Here is a 17890-nt window from a genome sequence, read left to right on the forward strand (position 1 = left end):
GTATGCGAGACGTACGGACGTGCACGGTTCCTGTTCGGTCGCACCGGGTCCCCACCCGGTGCGGTGGTTGTCGCTCGGGCCGCTCAAAGCCTTTCGCTACAGGTCGTAGCGTAACTTCCGGCGCGGGGTCACGGGAAGATCTCGCCGGTGAACTGGCTCACATCACCGGCCTCTGGCGCAATACCTACCGGCGGGTATGGTCGACCTCCATGTGCAGCCGTACCAGTTCCCGCAGCCGTACCGGACGCCCCCGGAGTACCGAGGCCGACGCCGCGATACTCGAGGCGACCCGTGCGGCCCTGGTCGAACTGGGCTGGTCCAAGCTGACGATGGGCGATGTCGCGGGCCGCGCCGGGGTCGCCAAGACCACGCTCTACCGCCGCTGGGCGAGCAAGAACGAGCTGGTCGTGGACGCGGTCGCCGTCCTCTTCGACGAGCTCGAACTCCCCGACCTCGGAAGCCTGCGGGCCGACATCGAGCACGTGGTGCTCCAGTTCGCCGCGCTGCTCCAGCGGCCGGAGACGAAGACCGCCCTGATGGCGGTGGTCGCGGAGTCCACCCGCGACGAACCGCTGCGCGAGCGCATCCGCGCCTCCATCGTCGACCGGCAGAAGCGGCTGGTTCTGGAGGGTCGCCGCCGCGCCCAGGACCGCGGCGAACTGCCCGCCGACCGGGACCCGGAGACCGTCGACGGCACGGACGACCTGATCTTCGACGTGATCGCGGGCGCGGTCGTCCACCGCGCCCTGGTGAGCGCGGAGCCCGTCGACGAGGAGTGGGTCCAGCGGTTCACCGCCCTGCTGATCGGCGGCCTGGCCGCGGCGGCGACCGCTCCCTAGGACCTAGAAGCCCGGCGGCTCCGTGTAGACGCCCCACTCCGCGCGGAGCGCGTCGCAGATCTCGCCGAGCGTGGCCTCCGCCCGGACCGCGTCGAGCATCGGGCCGATCATGTTCGAGCCGTTCCGGGCCGCCGCCAGCATGGCGTCGAGGGAGGCACGGACGCGGGCGTCGTCGCGGCGGGCCTTGCGCTCGCCGAGGACGCGGACCTGTTCCCACTCGACCTCGTGGCTGACCCGCAGGATCTCCAGGTCGCCGGTGACCGAGCCGTGGTGGACGTTGACGCCGACGACCCGCTTGTCGCCCTTCTCCAGGGACTGCTGGTACAGGAAGGCCGACTCGGCGATCTCGCCGGTGAACCAGCCGTCCTCGATCCCGCGCAGGATGCCGGAGGTCATCGGCCCGATCGGGTGCTGCCCGTCCGGGTGGGCGGCGCGGCCGCGCTCCTTGATCCGGTCGAAGATCTTCTCGGCGTCGGCCTCGATGCGGTCGGTGAGCTGCTCGACGTACCAGGAGCCGCCCAGCGGGTCGGCCACATGGGCCACGCCCGTCTCCTCCATCAGCACCTGCTGCGTGCGCAGCGCGATCTCGGCGGCCTGCTCGCTGGGGAGCGCGAGGGTCTCGTCGAGGGCGTTGGTGTGCAGCGAGTTGGTGCCGCCGAGGACCGCGGAGAGCGCCTCCACGGCGGTCCGTACGACGTTGTTGTACGGCTGCTGGGCGGTGAGGGAGACACCGGCGGTCTGGGTGTGGAAGCGGAGCCACTGGGCCTTGTCGGTCCTCGCCCCGTAGACCTCCTTCATCCAGCGGGCCCAGATCCGGCGGGCGGCGCGGAACTTGGCGATCTCCTCGAAGAAGTCGAGGTGCGCGTCGAAGAAGAACGACAGACCCGGCGCGAAGACGTCGACGTCCAGGCCGCGGGAGAGGCCGAGTTCGACGTAGCCGAAGCCGTCGGCGAGGGTGTACGCGAGCTCCTGCGCGGCCGTCGCCCCGGCCTCGCGGATGTGGTAGCCGGAGACGGAGAGCGGCTTGTACGCGGGGATCCCGGCGGCGCAGTGCTCCATGAGGTCGCCGATCAGGCGCAGGTGCGGCTCGGGCTGGAAGAGCCACTCCTTCTGCGCGATGTACTCCTTGAAGATGTCGGTCTGGAGCGTGCCGTTGAGGACGCCGGGGTCGACGCCCTGGCGCTCGGCGGCGACCAGGTACATGCAGAAGACGGGCACGGCGGGGCCGCTGATCGTCATGGAGGTGGTGACGTCGCCGAGCGGGATGTCCTTGAACAGGACCTCCATGTCGGCGGCGGAGTCGATGGCGACACCGCAGTGGCCGACCTCGCCGAGCGAGCGCGGGTCGTCGGAGTCACGGCCCATGAGGGTGGGCATGTCGAAGGCGACCGAGAGCCCGCCGCCGCCGGCGGCCAGGATCATCTTGTACCGCTCGTTGGTCTGCTCGGCGTTGCCGAAGCCGGCGAACTGGCGGATGGTCCAGGTCCGGCCGCGGTAGCCGGTCGAGTACAGACCGCGGGTGAAGGGGTACTCGCCGGGCCAGCCGATGCGCTCGAAGCCCTCGTAGGTGTCACCGGGCCGGGGCCCGTAGACCGGCTCCACGGGATCCCCGGAGAGCGTGGTGAAGTCCGCGCCGCGCTTGCGGGCCTCGTCGTAGCGGGCCTGCCAGCGGCGGCGGCCCTCTTCGATGGCGTCAGCGTCCATCCTTCGAATTTACTAGGACGTCCTAGTAACTGTCGATCGCTGACCGCCGTACGGAATCCCCGATCCCGTACGGCGGTGGGCTTACGCCTTGACGGTGGCGGGGGAACCCCCGCCGACCAGCGGCTGGACCTCGCGGACGATCTTGCGCTCGACGAAGAAGGCGGCGAAGGGGATCGTCCCGGACAGCAGCACCCAGAGCAACTTGCCGAAGGGCCACTTCGCCTTGGAACCGAGGTCGAAGGCGAAGATCAGGTAGATGATGTAGAGGACACCGTGGGCCTGGGAGACCGCGAAGGTCACGTCCTCGCCCATGTCGAACCCGTACTTGAAGACCATGCAGGTGCACAGCACGAGCAGCATGACGGCGGTCACGTACGCCATGACGCGGTAACGGGTCAGCACGCTGGATTTCATGCCGACGAGCGTAACGGCAGGTTCCGGGCGATCTTCGCGCGGGCCCCTCCCCCGCTACTTCTCCTCGAAGTCCTCCGCGGCCACGCGCAGCGGGCGCAGCATCGCGAAGATCTCGGCGCACTCCTCGGCGTCGTACACCCCGAGCCCGAAGTCCATCGCCATCAGGTCGCGGGTGGCCGCCTCGACCACCTCGCGGCCCTTGTCGGTGATGGAGGCGAGGGTGCCGCGGCCGTCGTTGGGGTTGGGCCGCTTGGCGACGAGGCCGGACTTCACGAGCCGGTCGACCGTGTTCGTCACGGAGGTGGGGTGGACCATGAGTCGCTCGCCGATCTTGGACATCGGCAGCTCTCCGGCCTTGGAGAAGGTGAGCAGCACCAGCGCCTCGTAGCGCGCGAAGGTCAGTCCGTACGGCTTGACCACGGCGTCGACCTCCGCGAGGAGGATCTGGTGGGCGCGCATGATCGAGGTGATCGCGGCCATGGAGGGGACGGGGCCCCAGCGTTTCTGCCAGAGCTCGTCGGCGCGGGCGATGGGGTCGAACGGGAGACTGAGCGGCTTCGGCACGCGTCGACCTTACCCACTGGTCACATGCTGGTCAGCCCCGTCTCGTACTTCGGTCGCGCGGACTTCGGCGACGAGCGCCAGGACGCACACGGTGCCGAGCACGCCCGCGCCGACGACCACGAGGTGGACGGGGAGGAACTCGGCGGCGAGACCGGCCGCGGCCATGCCGACGCCCTGGATGGTCATCATGCCGGCGGTCATGAGGGTCATGGCCCTCCCCCGCTGCTCCTCGGGGACGGCGGCGACGAACCAGGCGTCGAGGCCGAGGGTGTACGCGCCGGTGGCGCCGGCCAGGAGGAGGGCGAGGGCCGCGAGGGCGATGCCGGGCTCGACGGCGTACAGGAGGAAGGGCAGGAGCCCGGTCGCGACGAGCGGTACGACGATCCGCTCACGGCCCCGCGCGCCGAGGGCGGAACCGGCGAACAGCTCGCCCGCGATGGTGCCGACGGGCATCGCGCACATGAGGAGACCGAGGGCGGCGGTGGAGGCGCCGATCTCGCGGGCGTAGGGGGCGGCGAGGGCCTCGGGGGTGACGACGAAGAGCGGCGGCACCCAGAACATCAGCATCAGCGCGCGGATACGGCGGTGGCGCAGGACGCCCCAGGTCCCACCGAGGCCCTCGCGCTCGCGCGCCGCCGCGCGGGCGGGGCGGCGCGCCGTACCGAGGCGCAGCAGCAGGGCGGAGGCGACGAAGGTGACGACGGTGATCGCGATGGCGCCGCGCGGCGGCACCACGGTGAGCAGGACGCCTCCGACGCCGAACCCGGCGAGCAGGGCGCTCTGGGAGACGATCCGGAGGAGCGACCGGCCGAGCACGAAGAGGTCGCCCTCGCCGAGGATGTCGGCGAGGGTCGCCATCCGGGTCCCGTTGAAGACGGGCGCGACGGCGGCGACGCCGCAGCGCAGCAGGAGCAGCCCGGCGACCGGGGTCGCGGGCACGACCATGAGCGCGACGCAGCCGGCGCAGACGAGATCACAGACGACGAGCACCCGCCGGGCGGGGTGACGGTCGGCGACACCGGCGAGCAGGGTGCCGCCGAGGAGGTAGGGCAGGAAGCCGAGCGCGAAGGTGAGGGAGGAGAGGAGCGGCGAGCGGGTGAGGTCGTAGACGAGCACGGTGAGCGCGATCTCGCTGACGACGACGCCGAGCAGCGAGAGCAGATGCGCGCCGAACACGAACCGGAACTCCCGCACGGCGAACACCGCGCGATACCCACGGGCGCCCTGCGGGGGCGCGGTCGCCGGGCTCGGCGCGCCGCCCGGGACAACGGCCACCGGCTCTGCGGCGACCTCTGCCACGGCCGGACCCGACCCGGGTTCCGTCCCGCGATCGACTGCGGCCGCCCATGGCTCCGACCCGGACACCGGCACGCCACCGGCTCGCGCGGGCGCCACGACCTCCGGCGGGGGCGCGGCCGCCGTCGCAGGGCTCGACTCGCCCTGCGAGGCGGCGGGTGTGCCGACGGCGCGCGGCTCCACCTGGCGGTGAGCCTCGGCCGGCTCCAGCCCCGATCCCGGCCCGCCCTCGGCGCGAGCAGGCGTCGGCGCCTCGGCCGGGCGTTCGGGTGGTGGTGGCGCGGGGGTTGGCGTGGGTTTCTTCGGCATGAGGCGCAGCCTGACGTTCGTGCGCCCCGCCGCCCTAGACTTTCGGCTGCAGCCGAATCTTGCCGGGAAGGAGGGGCCGATGCCGTACCACCTCCACTTCGGCGAGGCCGATCCCCTCCGCATCCGGTTCGCGCTCTCACCGCTCTGGGAGACGCACTCCGCCGTGCGCGTGCTCGCGCGGCCCCGGCAGCAGGGGTATCACCTGCCCTGGCTGCGGCGGATCCGTGGCGCGGCCGAGGGGGTCGATCTCTCGCCGTTGCACCTGTTGATGCCCCTGCACGGGCACAGCCCCGACTTCCTCTACCCGCCGCCCCTCGGGCCCGCCGCCTCCTTCGAGGACGAGGTCGCGGCCGTACGGGAGACCGATCCGGCCCTCGCCCTGGACGACTTCGAGCGGGCCCTCGCCGACACCCCCGGGGCCGCGGCGACCGACGAGGGGCGGCGGATGCTGGCCGATCCGGCGGGCGCCGTCCAGCGCCTCGCGGATCTGCTCCACGAGGCGTGGGAGGCCCTGATCGCGCCCGAGTGGCCCCGGCTGCGGGCCCTTCTGGAGGCGGACGTCGCCTATCACTCCCGCCGGCTCGCCGAGGGCGGTCTGGAACGCCTCCTCGGCGAGCTGCACCCGGCCTTCGACTGGGCGGCCGAGAGCGCGACCCTCACCGTCGCCTACCGCGGCGAGCACGTCCGCGCCCTGGACGGCCAGGGTCTCGTCCTCATGCCCTCCGTCTTCACCTGGCCCGACGTGGTGAGCGGCTTCGACCCGCCCTGGCAGCCGACCGTCGTCTATCCGGCGCGCGGGATCGGCGGGCTGTGGACCGAGGCCCGCGACCGGACCCCCGACACGCTCGCGCGGCTGCTCGGCCGGGCGCGCGCGGACGTGCTGTGCGCGCTGGACGAGCCGGCCGGCACCACCGCGCTCGCGCACCGGCTCGGTCTCGCGCCCTCCTCCGTATCGGCGCATCTGTCGGTCCTCAAGGAGGCCGGGCTGCTGACCTCCCGCCGCTACGGGCACCAGGTGCTGTACGAGCGGACCCCGCTGGGCATCACGCTGGCCGGGTCCGCCGGCTGACGCGCCGACGTGCCGACGTGCTGACGTGCCGACGTACTGACGTGCCGACGTGCCGACGTGCCGACGTGCTGACGTGCGGTGTCGCAACCCGTGCCCGACTGACCGTTATGTCACGATGGCGCCGTATGTCACGTCCGCGACCCTGGGGGCTGGATGTCCCGCCGCACCACCATCGCCGCTGCCCTGACCCTGGCCTCCGCGCTGCTCCTGACCGGATGCGGCGGTACGGACGAGCCCTCCCGGACGCCCGTCGGACCGCCCTCCGCCCGCGGCGAGTCCGTCGCCCCGACCGGCGGTTCCCCCTTCTGGGTCGACCCGGACAGTGACGCCGCCCGCCAGGTCAGGCAGTACGAGGCCGAGGGCCGCACGGAGGACGCGCGCCTGCTCAAGCGGATCGCGGAACGGCCCGTCGCCGACTGGCCCGCAGGGGACGATCCCGTACCGGACATCAGCAAGGCCGTGCGCGGGGCCGCGGCCGACAAGCGGACCGTCGTCCTCGTCGCGTACAACATCCCCCACCGCGACTGCGGGATGTACTCGGCGGGCGGTTCGCACGACGCGCAGGCCTACCGCTCCTGGGTGGACTCCTTCGCCTCGGCCATCGGGGACGCGTCCGCGATCGTCGTCCTGGAGCCGGACGCGGTGCCGCACATCGTGGACGGGTGCACGCCGGGCCAGTACCACGACGAGCGCTACCAGTTGCTCTCCGAGGCGATCGACCGGCTGAAGCGGCAGCCGAACACCCGGGTCTATCTCGACGCGGGCAACCCGGCGTGGATCGACGATCCCGGCAAGCTGGTGGAGCCCCTGCAGCGGGCCGGGATCGCCAAGGCCGACGGCTTCTCGCTCAACGTCTCCAACTTCCAGACCAACGAAGTCGTGAAGGGCTTCGGCGCGCAGCTCTCCGGGCTGCTGGGCGGGGCCCACTTCACCGTGGACACCAGCCGCAACGGCGACGGCCCCCTCCCGGGCGAACGGGAGGAGGCCTGGTGCAATCCGCCGGGCCGGGCGCTCGGCGTGCCGCCGACCGACAGGACCGGCGACGAGCTGGTCGACGCGTATCTGTGGATCAAGCGGCCCGGCGACTCGGACGGCCCCTGCCGGGGCGGCCCGGCCGCCGGTACGTGGTGGCCCGACTACGCGCTGGGGCTCGCGAGGAGAGCCAAGGCCTAGCGCGAGCCCTCAGACCCGGAACCCTCCGGCCTGGAACCCTCCGGCCTGGAATCCTCGGGCCCGGAGCCCTGAGGCCCGGGCCACTCAGCCCACCTGGACCCACTTCGCCTCGGACGGCGTGCCGTCCTCGTCCGTCACGAAGAGCATGTACCAGCCGGGCGGCACCAGCGTCCTGTCCTGCGGCACCTCGACGGTGACCGAGTCCCGCGCCTTCGTCAGGCCCAGCTCCACCGACCGCTGTTCGACGTCCGTGGTGTGCGTGACGGCGCTGGGCCGCATCAGCCGGGCCTTGGTGATCCGGGCGGCGTCCTTTGTGGCGAAGGTCGCGCGGCCGTTCTGGTCGAGCTCCTGCGGCCCCTCCCCCAGGACGGGACGGTCGTCGCCGGCCTTGTGCAGATAGGGCGGGGTGAAGACCTCGATCCGCTGCTCGAACGTGCCCAGCTTGGTGTTGTCCCGGTTGGCGTAGAGCGGGTCGGAGCCGAAGGTGGCGACCCGGCCGTCGGGCAGCAGCAGCGCCTCGGAGTGGTAGTTGCGGCCGACCGTCGGATCGGCGGCGGCCGTGAAGGCGTTGCCCTTCGGGTCGTAGAACTGCGCCTTGAGGATGTCGCTGCCGCCGCTTCCCCGGTACTGCTCGGAGCCGCCCGTGGTGAAGACGGTGTCGTCGGGCAGGAGCACGCTGCTGAGGTAGCGGGTGCCCTTCGGGAGCGCGGGCCCGTCCTGGAAGGCCGGGGTCCGCTCGGACAGGTCGATGATCGAGGTACGGGCGGTGGACTTCGGCGACTCGCCGACCCCGCCGCCGCCGAGGACCATGACCTTCTGGTCCTGGACGGGCGGCAGCATCAGGGAGGCGGAGGTCTCCAGCTGGTCGGGGTCGGTCAGGCCGCCGAGCTTGGTGAAGGAGTTCTTCTTCAGGTCCCAGATCCCCGGTTCGCGGCCCTTCTCTGCGGGGCCGTAGCCCGCGTTGGAGCCGGTGTAGAGGAGCTTGCCGCCCTGGGTGAGGAAGAGGGCCGGGTAGGTGGGGAAGTAGCGGAAGGGGCCCTTGGACCACTTCTTGGTCTTGGGGTCGTAGATCTCGTTGTCGCCGGGGACGACGTCGCCGACGTCGTTGAGCCCGGAGACGGCGAGGACCTTGCCGTCGTCGAGGGTGACGAGCGTGGGGTACCAGCGGGCGTCCTTCATCGGGGCGACCGGGATGTACTTCTCCGCCTTCGGGTCGAACTCGTAGGCGCCCTTGATGCCCTGGAAGTCCTGCTTCTCGGTGGTGAGCCGCTGGGCGAGTCCGTAGACGTTGTCGGCGTCGTCGCCCTTGAGCCCGACGATCTCGTACTGCGCGGCCTGGGTGGTGAGCGCCTGGGCGCCCTCCTTCCTCGCCTCGACGAAGACCCGCGCCTCGGCCGCGGTGACCTTGGTCTTCCAGGGCTTCATCTGGCCGCTCTTGAAGTACGAGATCTCGAACTCGCGCTTGGCCTTGGGGACCGTGACGTCGAACTTGCTGACGTACTCGACTCCCGAGGGCGAGCGGAAGACCGTGCCCTTCTTGAGGGTGACGGCCTTGTCGGGGCTCTCGTTCTTGATCCGCATCCCCCCGCCGGCCCTCTTGACCTCGCCGTCGAGGATCTCGTAGCGGGCGGTGCCGCCGGCCACCAGGAGGCGGCCGTCGGCCAGTTGGGTGTGGCCCGAGCAGAAGAAGTCCTCGGGCGTGGGGATCTTCTTGAACGTGTTCTTCGCGGGGTCCCACAGGATGCTCTCGAAGGTGCCGGAGTCGAACTTCTTCTGGTCGTTGCCTGAGCCGGCGATGAGCAGCACCTTGCCGGTGTGCAGCAGCGCCGCGTGGATGGCGTTGACGCTGTACCCGGGGGGCACGTCGACCTGGGCCCAGGAGCCGAACTGCCGCTTGTAGCCGGGCTGGGCGATCTTGTAGGCGTGGTACTTCTCTCCGACGAAGGAGACCGCGGCGGGGGCGTTGAGCGCCGCGAGGACCACGACGGCGCCGCTGCCGAACAGCGTCTTCTTGAGCTTCTTCGACGGCCGGTAGGCCATGGCTCAGTTCCCTCCGGTCGTCGTGGGCGCGGCCGTGGTGGTGGGCCCGGTGGCGCTGGGCGCGGCGGTGGTCGTCTTGGTGACCAGGGCCGCCGCCTCCGTCTCCGGGACTCCGACTCCGACTCCGGCTCCGGCTCCGGCTCCGACGCCGCTGCGGGCGTGGGCGCGGCCACGGGCGCGGATGCGGGCGCGGATCCGGTCGCGGGCGCGCTGCCGGCCGCGGTCGTGCAGGGTCGTCCAGGCCCAGATGGCGACCGGGGCGAGGGCGATGACCAGGGCGAGGACGGCCCAGGTGCGCATGGCGGCGTGGGTGTGGCCGAAGAAGACGGAGGCCGCCAGCGAGGCGATGAGGATCACCGCCCAGTAGAGGTGGATCCGGAAGGTGAGGAGCCGGTCGGGGCTGGCCGCACCGCCCTTGGGGGTGACGACGAACCGGCCGCGGGTGCGCAGGACGGCCGAGCCGAGCGACCTGAGGTAGATGGGCGCGGAGAGCGCGGACATCCCCATGCCGGCCAGGCCTCCGGAGCCCTCGGGTTCGTGGGGCGAGACGTTGTGCCGGCGGTTCCACAGGTACAGGCCGATCTGGAGGGCCACGGCGTCGCTGTAGATCATCAGCCAGACCGAGGACGCGACCTGGGTCCCTGACGCCCCGAGCCAGAGGAACAGGACGCAGCTGAGGATGCCGAGGAACCAGTTGACCGCCGTCATCGGGTAGTAGACGAGCATCAGCGTGTAGTTGAGGAAGCGGCCCGGCGGGACCCGGAAGGGCGTCTTCCAGTACTGCTTGATCAGCGTCTCGTACGTGCCCCGGGACCAGCGCAGCTGCTGGGTGAAGAAGTCGGTCCAGGAGGCCGGGCCCTCGCCGACGGCGAGCACGTCGGGGGTGTAGACGGAGCGCCAGAAGTGGCCGGTGCGGGGGTTCTTCCTGCGGTGGAGCTCGAAGCCGGTGGCCATGTCCTCGGTGATCGAGTCGTAGAGGCCGCCGACCTGCTTGACGGCACGGACGCGTACGACGTTGTTGGTGCCGACGAACATGGGCGCGTGGTAGCGGTTGCCGGCCCGCTGGATCAGCGCGTGGAAGAGGAACTGCTGGGACTCGGCGGCCTTGGTGACGGGCGAGGTGTAGTTGCCGTACACCTGCGGTCCGACGACGAAGGCGACGTCCGGGTCGCGGAAGAAGCCGAGCATCCGCTCCAGGAAGTTGGGGAGCGGTATGTGATCGGTGTCGACGGAGGCGAAGAAGTCGTACGCGTCTCCGTGCATCGCGAGCCAGGCGTTGTAGTTGCCGTGCTTGGTGCGGGCCTTGTGGACGCCCTTCTTCCGGTTCCACTCGGGGACGCCGGCCCGGGTGAAGTGCTTGACGCCGAGTTCGGCGCAGAGGGCCTTGGCGTGGTCGTCGTCACCCTCGTCGAGGAGCCAGACGTCGAGCGGCCCGCAGTGCCGGAGCCGTACCGCCCCTTCGAGGGTGGCGCGGACCATGGTGAGCGGTTCCTTGCCCGGGACGTACGTGGTGAGGAAGGCGACGCGGGTGCCCTTCTCGGGGTACACGGGTATGGGGTCGCGGGCGACCAGGGTGGCGTGGGCGATCGACGTGACGTTCACCAGCATGAAGAAGCAGATGAGGCCGATCGACACGAGCATCACGGTGTCGAATCTGACGAGCCATCGGTCGTCGCCCTCGCGGACGGTCCAGTGGCTGGGCCAGACGAGATAGACGAGCAGCAGCGCGGAGAGCACGGGCGCGAGGCCCATGAGGACGACGGCCCGTATTCGGTGCGGCTCCTTCGACAGCAGACTTCTGTACCGCACCGTGTAGGGCGCCGTGTCCGGCTCCGTGAGGGGACCGGCGAGTCGGCTGTAGGTGTCGTAGTCGTAGCCTCTCGGCCGCACGGTGCCTCCAGCTGTCGTCGAACGGGTCGATATCCACACGAAAGTGGAGATCCCGGGGCGTGTCGACTGGATTCGGCCGAGCGGGCGGTTTTTCGGCGTACGCCCGATGCGGTGACGGAGTGGGCCATTCGGGGGGCGGGGCGGGCGGGTACGACGAAGCCCCGGGGCCGTTCGGGCCGCGGGGCTTCGTCGTGCGTACGCGCATACGTCGGGCGCCAGGCGTCAGGCGTCGGGCGCCAGGGCGCCGAGCGTCAGGCGTCAGGCGGAGAGGTGGCGCTCCACGGTCTCGACCTTCGAGGTCAGTCCGTCGGTCACACCGGGCCGGACGTCGGCCTTGAGGACGAGCGAGACGCGCGGAGCGCGCGCCTCGACGGCGGCGACGGCGCGCTTGACCACATCCATCACCTCGTCCCACTCCCCCTCGACGGACGTGAACATCGCGTCCGTACGGTTCGGCAGCCCCGACTCCCGTACGACCCGGACGGCGTCGGCGACGTACTCGCCGACGTCCTCACCGACGCCGAGCGGGGTCACCGAGAAGGCGACGATCACGCGCTCACCGTGCCCTCGCGGCGGGCGGCGATGGCCGCGTCGACAGCGTTCTCGGCCTCGCGCTTGAGCTTGCGCTCGGCGAAGAAGCCGCCGAGGGGCAGCACGGAGAGCACGAAGTAGAGGGCGGCGGTCTTGAACTGCCACTTCGTGCGGTTCCAGGCGTCGAGCCAGAAGAGCACGTAGAGGATGAAGAGGATGCCGTGGATCGCCCCCATCACGGGCACGGCGTTGAAGTCGGTCGTGCGCTTGAGCACCGAGCAGACGAGGAGCAGCAGGAAGGAGACGGCCTCCGGCGCCGAGACGAGCCGGAGCCGGTGAAGGGAGGAGGCGGTCTTGATGTCCACGGGGTCACCTTTTGGATCTGGGGGCCGGCTGGATCTTGTGAATACATGCACAAGCGTCGGTCCATTGTGGCAGCCGACTTTGCTGTCTCTTTGTCCGGGGGCCCCGTAACCTCGCTCCGTGGCAACGTTCCGACTCCAAGGCAGCAAAGTGCTCGCCGTCTCCATGACAGGCGACGCCGTCAAAGCGAAGAACGGCTCGATGGTCGCGTACGACGGCCAGATGGCGTTCAAGAAGATGTCCGGCGGCGGTGAGGGCCTGCGCGGCATGGTCACCCGCCGGCTCACCGGCGAGCAGATGGAGGTGATGGAGGTGAAGGGCCAGGGGACCTGCTGGTTCGCCGACCGCGCCTCCGAGATCAACCTCGTCTCCCTGCACGGCGACAAGCTCTACGTCGAGGCGAGCAATCTGCTCTGCACCGACGCGGGGCTGCGCACCGGCACGAGTTTCACCGGGCTGCGCGGCGGAGCGACCGGCAACGGCCTCTTCACGACGACCGTGGAGGGCACCGGGCAGGCGGCGATCATGTCCGACGGCCCGGCGGTGGTGCTGCGCGTGACGCCGCAGTACCCGCTCTCCGTCGACCCCGGCGCGTACATCGCCCACCAGGGCAACCTCCAGCAGAGCTTCCAGTCCGGTGTGACCTTCCGCACCTTCATGGGCGAGGGCGGCGGCGAGGCGTTCCAGATCCGCTTCGAGGGCGACGGACTCGTGTACGTCCAGCCGAGCGAGCGCAACACGATCGGGGGTGACGTCTGATGCCGTTCCGTGAGATCAACTCGAAGATGGTCGAGGCGACCGTCGTGCCCGGGCAGCGCATGTTCAGCCAGCGCGGCGCGATGCTCGCGTACCGCGGCGACGTCACTTTCACGCCGAACATGGCCGGCGGCCAGGGCGGCGTGATGTCGATGATCGGCCGCCGCGTGGCGGGCGAGGCGACGCCGCTGATGACGGTCGAGGGCAACGGCACGGTGATGTTCGGGCACGGCGGTCACCACATCCAGGTGATCCAGCTGACCGGCGACACCCTGTACGTCGAGGCCGACCGCCTGCTCGCCTTCGACGGCACGCTGGAGCAGGGCACGATGTTCATGGGCTCCCAGGGCGGCGTCATGGGCATGGTGCGCGGCCAGGTGACGGGCCAGGGCCTGTTCACGACGACGCTGAAGGGCCATGGCGCGGTCGCGGTCATGGCGCACGGCGGGGTGATCGAGCTGCCGATCACCCCGGGGCGCGCGGTCCATGTGGACCCGCAGGCGTACGTCGCCCATCACGGTGACGTACGGAACAAGCTCTCCACCGCGCTCGGATGGCGCGACATGGTGGGGCGCGGCTCGGGCGAGGCGTTCCAGCTGGAGCTGAGCGGCAGTGGTGCGGTGTACGTGCAGGCCTCGGAGGAGAAGCTTTGAGCACGCCGGTGATCTTCGACCCGATGACCCTTCCGTCCGACGACAACGTCAATCCGTACACCTTCTGCGTGGAGCTCAAGGGCTCCCAGTGGTTCCTGCAGAAGGGCAAGATGATCGCCTACTACGGGCGGATCGACTTCAACGGCATCGGCCACGGGCGCCTCGACCGGCTGGTCCGTACGTCGTTCCACTCGCCGCTGCACGCGAGCGACTGGGTGGTGGCGGAGGGCAGCGGCAAGATGCTGCTCGCCGACCGGGCCTTCGACGTCAACTCGTACGACCTGGACGAGGGCAACCTGACGATCCGTTCGGGCAATCTACTGGCCTACCAGCCGACGCTGGCGCTGAAGCAGTCGATCGTGCCGGGGTTCGTGACGCTGATCGGCACGGGCAAGTTCGTGGCCGCGTCGAACGGTCCGGTGGTCTTCATGGAGCCGCCGATGCGGGTCGACCCGCAGGCGCTGGTGGGCTGGGCGGACTGCCCGTCGCCGTGCCACCACTACGACCACGGCTACATGACGGGCGTGATGGGCGGCGTACGGGCGCTGACGGGCATCGGCGGGACCTCGGGCGAGGAGCACCAGTTCGAGTTCGTCGGCGCGGGTACGGTACTGCTCCAGTCGACGGAGATGCTGATGCCCGAGCGGGCGACCGGTCAGCCTCCGGCGCAGGCAGGGGTTCCCGGCGGTCACGGAGCGCATGGTTCCGGCCAGGCGATGCCCGGATCGGTACCGCGCCTTCCCGGACAGCTGGGGGACCTCCAGCGGCGCTTCGGCCTGTAGCCGGTAGTCTGCGGAGTGTGACGCCCTCGAACGTCTGCACCCGTACGCAGGGGCCCCGGGTGCGGTGCGCGGCGTCACACCTCCCTAGTTCGTCCAGTATTCAACTTCTTAGGTAGAATCCATATATGGAGACCGAGACGGCCACCCCCTGGCTCACCGACGCCGAGCAGTGCGCATGGCGCACGTATCTGGACGTCAACAGGATGCTGACGTACCAGTTGGAGAAGGACCTCCAGCCCTTCGGCCTGACCATCAACGACTACGAGATCCTGGTGAACCTCTCCGAGTCGGCGGAACGGCGCCTGCGCATGAGCGACCTCGCGATGGCGACGCTGCAGTCCAAGAGCCGGCTCTCGCACCAGATCACGCGCATGGAGAACGCGGGGCTCGTGCGCCGCGAGAACTGCGAGTCGGACCGGCGGGGTCTGTACGCGGTCCTGACGGACCACGGCATGGAGACGATGCGCAAGGTGGCGCCCCATCACGTGGAGTCGGTCCGCAGGCACTTCATCGACCAGCTGAGCTCCGAGGCCCTGGGCGACCTCCACGAGTCCCTGAAGCCCGTGGCGGAACAGCTGCGGGGCCGGCGCGGCAAGCCGTAGCCGTAACCGTGTGTGGGCACGCTTCCGCTGAGCGGTGCCCACCCCTCCCGCCTTCACGCACGAGGGCCCCGGTGCACACCGCACCGGGGCCCTCGACGCGACCCGGAGGGTCAGTTGCCCGTCAGGCTCGTGATCAGTTCGTCGGACGCCGCGTACGGGTCCAGTTCGCCCGCCACGATCCGCTCCGCCAGCGCGTCCAGGCGGCGGTCCCCGTGCAGGTCCCCGATCCGCTCCCGCAGCGCCGTGACCGCGATCGTCTCCACCTCGCCCGCCGCACGGCGTACGCGGCGCTCCGCCAGGACCCCGTGCTCCTCCATCCACGCGCGGTGCTTCTCCAGCGCCTCGACCACCTCGTCGACGCCCTCGCCCCGCGCCGCGACCGTCTTGACGATCGGCGGCCGCCAGTCGCCCGGCCCGCGCGCCTCGCCGAGGCCCAGCATGTGGTTGAGCTCCCGGGCCGTCGCGTCCGCGCCGTCCCGGTCCGCCTTGTTCACCACGTACACGTCGCCGATCTCCAGGATGCCCGCCTTCGCGGCCTGGATCCCGTCGCCCATGCCCGGCGCGAGCAGCACCACGGACGTGTCGGCCTGGGAGGCGATCTCCACCTCCGACTGCCCGACACCCACCGTCTCGACGAGGACCACGTCGCAGCCCGCCGCGTCCAGGACGCGGATCGCCTGCGGCGCCGCCCAGGCGAGCCCGCCCAGGTGGCCGCGGGTCGCCATCGAACGGATGTAGACGCCCGGGTCCGAGGCGTGCTCCGACATCCGGACCCGGTCGCCGAGCAGCGCTCCCCCGCTGAAGGGGGACGAGGGGTCGACGGCCAGGACGCCGACCCGCTTCCCGGCCCGCCGGTACGCCGCCACCAGCGCGGACGTCGACGTGGACTTGCCCACGCCCGGCGAGCCCGTCAGGCCCACCACGTACGCGCCTCCGGTCAGCGGCGCCAGCGCCGCCATCACCTCACGCAGCTGCGGGGACGCCCCCTCCACGAGCGAGATCAGCCGGGCCACGGCCCGCGGCCGGCCCTCCCGTGCCTGGGCGACCAGTTCGGGGACGTCCACCATGTTCAACCGCTCCTTGCTTCCGGTGCTACTTGCCGGGTACGCGAACGATCAGAGCGTCACCCTGACCGCCGCCGCCGCACAGCGCCGCCGCGCCGATGCCGCCGCCGCGCCGCTTGAGCTCCAGGGCCAGGTGCAGCACCACACGGGCGCCGGACATGCCGATGGGGTGTCCCAGGGCGATCGCGCCGCCGTTGACGTTCACCTTTTCCGGGGTAACGCCCAGGTCCTTCATTGACTGGACGGCGACCGCCGCGAAGGCCTCGTTGATCTCGATCAGGTCGAGGTCCTCGGCGCTCAGGCCCTCCTTCTTCAGGGCGTGCTGGATCGCGTTGGACGGCTGCGACTGCAGCGAGTTGTCCGGGCCGGCGACATTGCCGTGGGCGCCGATCTCGGCGATCCACTCCAGACCCAGCTCCTCCGCCTTCGCCTTGCTCATCACGACCACGGCGGCGGCGCCGTCCGAGATCTGCGAGGAGGTGCCGGCGGTGATGGTGCCGTCCTTGGCGAAGGCCGGGCGCAGCTTGCCGAGCGACTCGACGGTCGTCTCGGCGCGGATGCCCTCGTCCTTGGAGAAGACGACCGGCTCACCCTTGCGCTGCGGGATCTCGACCGGGGTGATCTCGGCCTCGAAGATGCCGTTCTTCTGCGCGGCGGCGGCACGCTGGTGCGACTGCGCGGCGATCTCGTCCTGCTCGGGGCGCTTGATGCCCAGGCGGGTGTTGTGCTTCTCCGTGGACTCGCCCATGGCGATGCCCTCGAAGGAGTCGGTCAGACCGTCGTACGCCATGCAGTCGAGCATCTCGATCGCGCCGTACTTGAAGCCCTCGCGGGACTTCGGCAGCAGGTGCGGGGCGTTGGTCATCGACTCCTGGCCGCCGGCGACGACGATGTCGAACTCGCCCGCGCGGATCAGCTGGTCGGCGAGCGCGATGGCGTCCAGGCCGGACAGACACACCTTGTTGATGGTGAGCGCCGGGACGTTCATGGGGATGCCGGCCTTGACCGCGGCCTGGCGGGCGGGGATCTGGCCGGCGCCCGCCTGGAGCACCTGCCCCATGATCACGTACTGCACCTGGTCGCCGCCGATGCCGGCCCGGTCGAGCGCGGCCTTGATGGCGAAGCCGCCCAGATCCGCGCCGGAGAAGGACTTGAGGGAGCCGAGGAGGCGTCCCATGGGCGTGCGGGCGCCCGCGACGATCACTGAGGTGGTACCGGTCGTTCCAGACATGAGGCACAGCCCCTTGGGATGAGGAGTGAACGAGGGTTTACCGCCAATGTACTGAGCGGTGCCGTACCCGGTCACCGGGCAGCCGGTGTGACGGCGCGCACGTTGCGTAACCATCCACCGGGCGCTGCACTGGAGGAATGCTGACGCGAATCGACCACATCGGGATCGCCTGTTTCGACCTCGACAAGACGGTGGAGTTCTACCGTGCGACCTACGGTTTCGAGGTGTTCCACTCCGAGGTGAACGAGGAGCAGGGCGTCCGCGAGGCCATGCTCAAGATCAACGAGACCTCCGACGGCGGCGCCTCGTACCTCCAGCTCCTGGAGCCCACCCGGGAGGACTCCGCGGTGGGCAAGTGGCTGGCCAAGAACGGTGAGGGCGTCCACCACATCGCCTTCGGGACCGCGGACGTGGACGGGGACGCCGAGGCCATCCGTTCCAAGGGCGTACGGGTCCTCTACGACGCGCCCCGCGTCGGTTCCATGGGCTCCCGGATCACCTTCCTGCACCCCAAGGACTGCCACGGCGTACTGACCGAACTGGTCACGTCGGCTGATCCCTCCTCGGCGGAGCACTGACCTCCGGATTCCTGGCCCGGTAGAGTGGGCGG

At 70.6% G+C, this 17890-nt stretch carries 18 protein-coding genes; 8 read left to right on the forward strand and 10 right to left on the reverse strand.

Annotated features, from left to right (window positions below; all coding sequences use genetic code 11):
• Positions 1-209: 209 nt before the first annotated feature.
• On the forward strand, positions 210-839 hold the full coding sequence (locus FDM97_RS27990; protein ID WP_137993282.1) for a TetR/AcrR family transcriptional regulator: 630 nt from the start codon (positions 210-212) through the stop codon (positions 837-839).
• Positions 840-842: 3 nt separating this feature from the next.
• Here the strand turns inward: FDM97_RS27990 and FDM97_RS27995 are convergent, their stop codons facing one another.
• From FDM97_RS27995 to FDM97_RS28010, 4 genes are all read right to left on the reverse strand, one after another.
• Positions 843-2543: an acyl-CoA mutase large subunit family protein gene (locus FDM97_RS27995; RefSeq protein WP_137993283.1), complete on the reverse strand. Its 1701-nt coding sequence runs from the start codon at positions 2541-2543 to the stop codon at positions 843-845.
• An 81-nt stretch (positions 2544-2624) separates the two neighbouring features.
• The gene (locus FDM97_RS28000; protein ID WP_137993284.1) at positions 2625-2957 is read right to left on the reverse strand and encodes a DUF3817 domain-containing protein; all 333 of its coding nucleotides are present in this window, start codon (positions 2955-2957) and stop codon (positions 2625-2627) included.
• A gap of 54 nt (positions 2958-3011) precedes the next feature.
• Positions 3012-3521, reverse strand: a complete 510-nt coding sequence (locus FDM97_RS28005; protein ID WP_137993285.1) for a MarR family winged helix-turn-helix transcriptional regulator — start codon at positions 3519-3521, stop codon at positions 3012-3014.
• Positions 3522-3530: 9 nt separating this feature from the next.
• Positions 3531-4796, reverse strand: coding sequence for an MFS transporter (locus tag FDM97_RS28010; protein WP_254705973.1), 1266 nt, complete (start codon positions 4794-4796; stop codon positions 3531-3533).
• A 409-nt stretch (positions 4797-5205) separates the two neighbouring features.
• Here FDM97_RS28010 and FDM97_RS28015 point away from each other — a divergent pair, with 409 nt between their 5' ends.
• Positions 5206-6195, forward strand: coding sequence for an ArsR/SmtB family transcription factor (locus tag FDM97_RS28015; protein ID WP_137993286.1), 990 nt, complete (start codon positions 5206-5208; stop codon positions 6193-6195).
• A 153-nt stretch (positions 6196-6348) separates the two neighbouring features.
• Positions 6349-7368, forward strand: a complete 1020-nt coding sequence (locus tag FDM97_RS28020; RefSeq protein WP_137993287.1) for a glycoside hydrolase family 6 protein — start codon at positions 6349-6351, stop codon at positions 7366-7368.
• 84 nt (positions 7369-7452) lie between these two features.
• On the opposite strand, the gene glxA is transcribed toward FDM97_RS28020, so the two are convergent.
• From glxA to FDM97_RS28040, 4 genes are all read right to left on the reverse strand, one after another.
• On the reverse strand, positions 7453-9408 hold the full coding sequence (glxA, locus tag FDM97_RS28025) for a radical copper oxidase GlxA (RefSeq protein WP_137993288.1): 1956 nt from the start codon (positions 9406-9408) through the stop codon (positions 7453-7455).
• A 3-nt stretch (positions 9409-9411) separates the two neighbouring features.
• Complete coding sequence (locus FDM97_RS28030; protein WP_175439262.1) at positions 9412-11298, reverse strand: glycosyltransferase family 2 protein; 1887 nt, start codon at positions 11296-11298, stop codon at positions 9412-9414.
• Between the two features lie 258 nt (positions 11299-11556).
• Positions 11557-11850 carry an MTH1187 family thiamine-binding protein gene (locus FDM97_RS28035; RefSeq protein WP_137993290.1) on the reverse strand — a complete coding sequence of 98 codons (294 nt, stop codon included), beginning with the start codon at positions 11848-11850 and terminating at the stop codon, positions 11557-11559.
• Positions 11847-12194, reverse strand: a complete 348-nt coding sequence (locus FDM97_RS28040) for a DUF3817 domain-containing protein (protein ID WP_137993291.1) — start codon at positions 12192-12194, stop codon at positions 11847-11849. The genes FDM97_RS28035 and FDM97_RS28040 overlap by 4 nt, the downstream gene beginning before the upstream one ends.
• Positions 12195-12312: 118 nt before the next feature.
• On the opposite strand from FDM97_RS28040, the gene FDM97_RS28045 reads away from it, so the two are divergent.
• The 4 genes from FDM97_RS28045 (at position 12313) to FDM97_RS28060 (ending at position 14985) form a co-directional block, all read left to right on the forward strand.
• Positions 12313-12951 (forward strand): AIM24 family protein, encoded by a 639-nt coding sequence (locus FDM97_RS28045; protein WP_137993292.1) that lies wholly within the window; start codon positions 12313-12315, stop codon positions 12949-12951.
• Positions 12951-13601, forward strand: a complete 651-nt coding sequence (locus FDM97_RS28050) for an AIM24 family protein (protein WP_137993293.1) — start codon at positions 12951-12953, stop codon at positions 13599-13601. Before FDM97_RS28045 ends, FDM97_RS28050 begins: the two co-directional genes overlap by 1 nt.
• Positions 13598-14383: an AIM24 family protein gene (locus tag FDM97_RS28055; protein WP_137993294.1), complete on the forward strand. Its 786-nt coding sequence runs from the start codon at positions 13598-13600 to the stop codon at positions 14381-14383. Before FDM97_RS28050 ends, FDM97_RS28055 begins: the two co-directional genes overlap by 4 nt.
• A gap of 125 nt (positions 14384-14508) precedes the next feature.
• The gene (locus FDM97_RS28060; protein ID WP_137993295.1) at positions 14509-14985 is read left to right on the forward strand and encodes a MarR family winged helix-turn-helix transcriptional regulator; all 477 of its coding nucleotides are present in this window, start codon (positions 14509-14511) and stop codon (positions 14983-14985) included.
• Between the two features lie 110 nt (positions 14986-15095).
• On the opposite strand, the gene meaB is transcribed toward FDM97_RS28060, so the two are convergent.
• Positions 15096-16052 (reverse strand): methylmalonyl Co-A mutase-associated GTPase MeaB, encoded by a 957-nt coding sequence (gene meaB, locus FDM97_RS28065; protein ID WP_137993296.1) that lies wholly within the window; start codon positions 16050-16052, stop codon positions 15096-15098.
• Between the two features lie 25 nt (positions 16053-16077).
• Complete coding sequence (locus tag FDM97_RS28070; protein WP_137993297.1) at positions 16078-17280, reverse strand: acetyl-CoA C-acetyltransferase; 1203 nt, start codon at positions 17278-17280, stop codon at positions 16078-16080.
• 137 nt (positions 17281-17417) lie between these two features.
• On the opposite strand from FDM97_RS28070, the gene mce reads away from it, so the two are divergent.
• The gene (mce, locus tag FDM97_RS28075) at positions 17418-17858 is read left to right on the forward strand and encodes a methylmalonyl-CoA epimerase (protein ID WP_137993298.1); all 441 of its coding nucleotides are present in this window, start codon (positions 17418-17420) and stop codon (positions 17856-17858) included.
• Positions 17859-17890: the final 32 nt, after the last annotated feature.

It is taken from the genome of Streptomyces vilmorinianum (assembly GCF_005517195.1).
Lineage (GTDB): Bacteria > Actinomycetota > Actinomycetes > Streptomycetales > Streptomycetaceae > Streptomyces > Streptomyces vilmorinianum.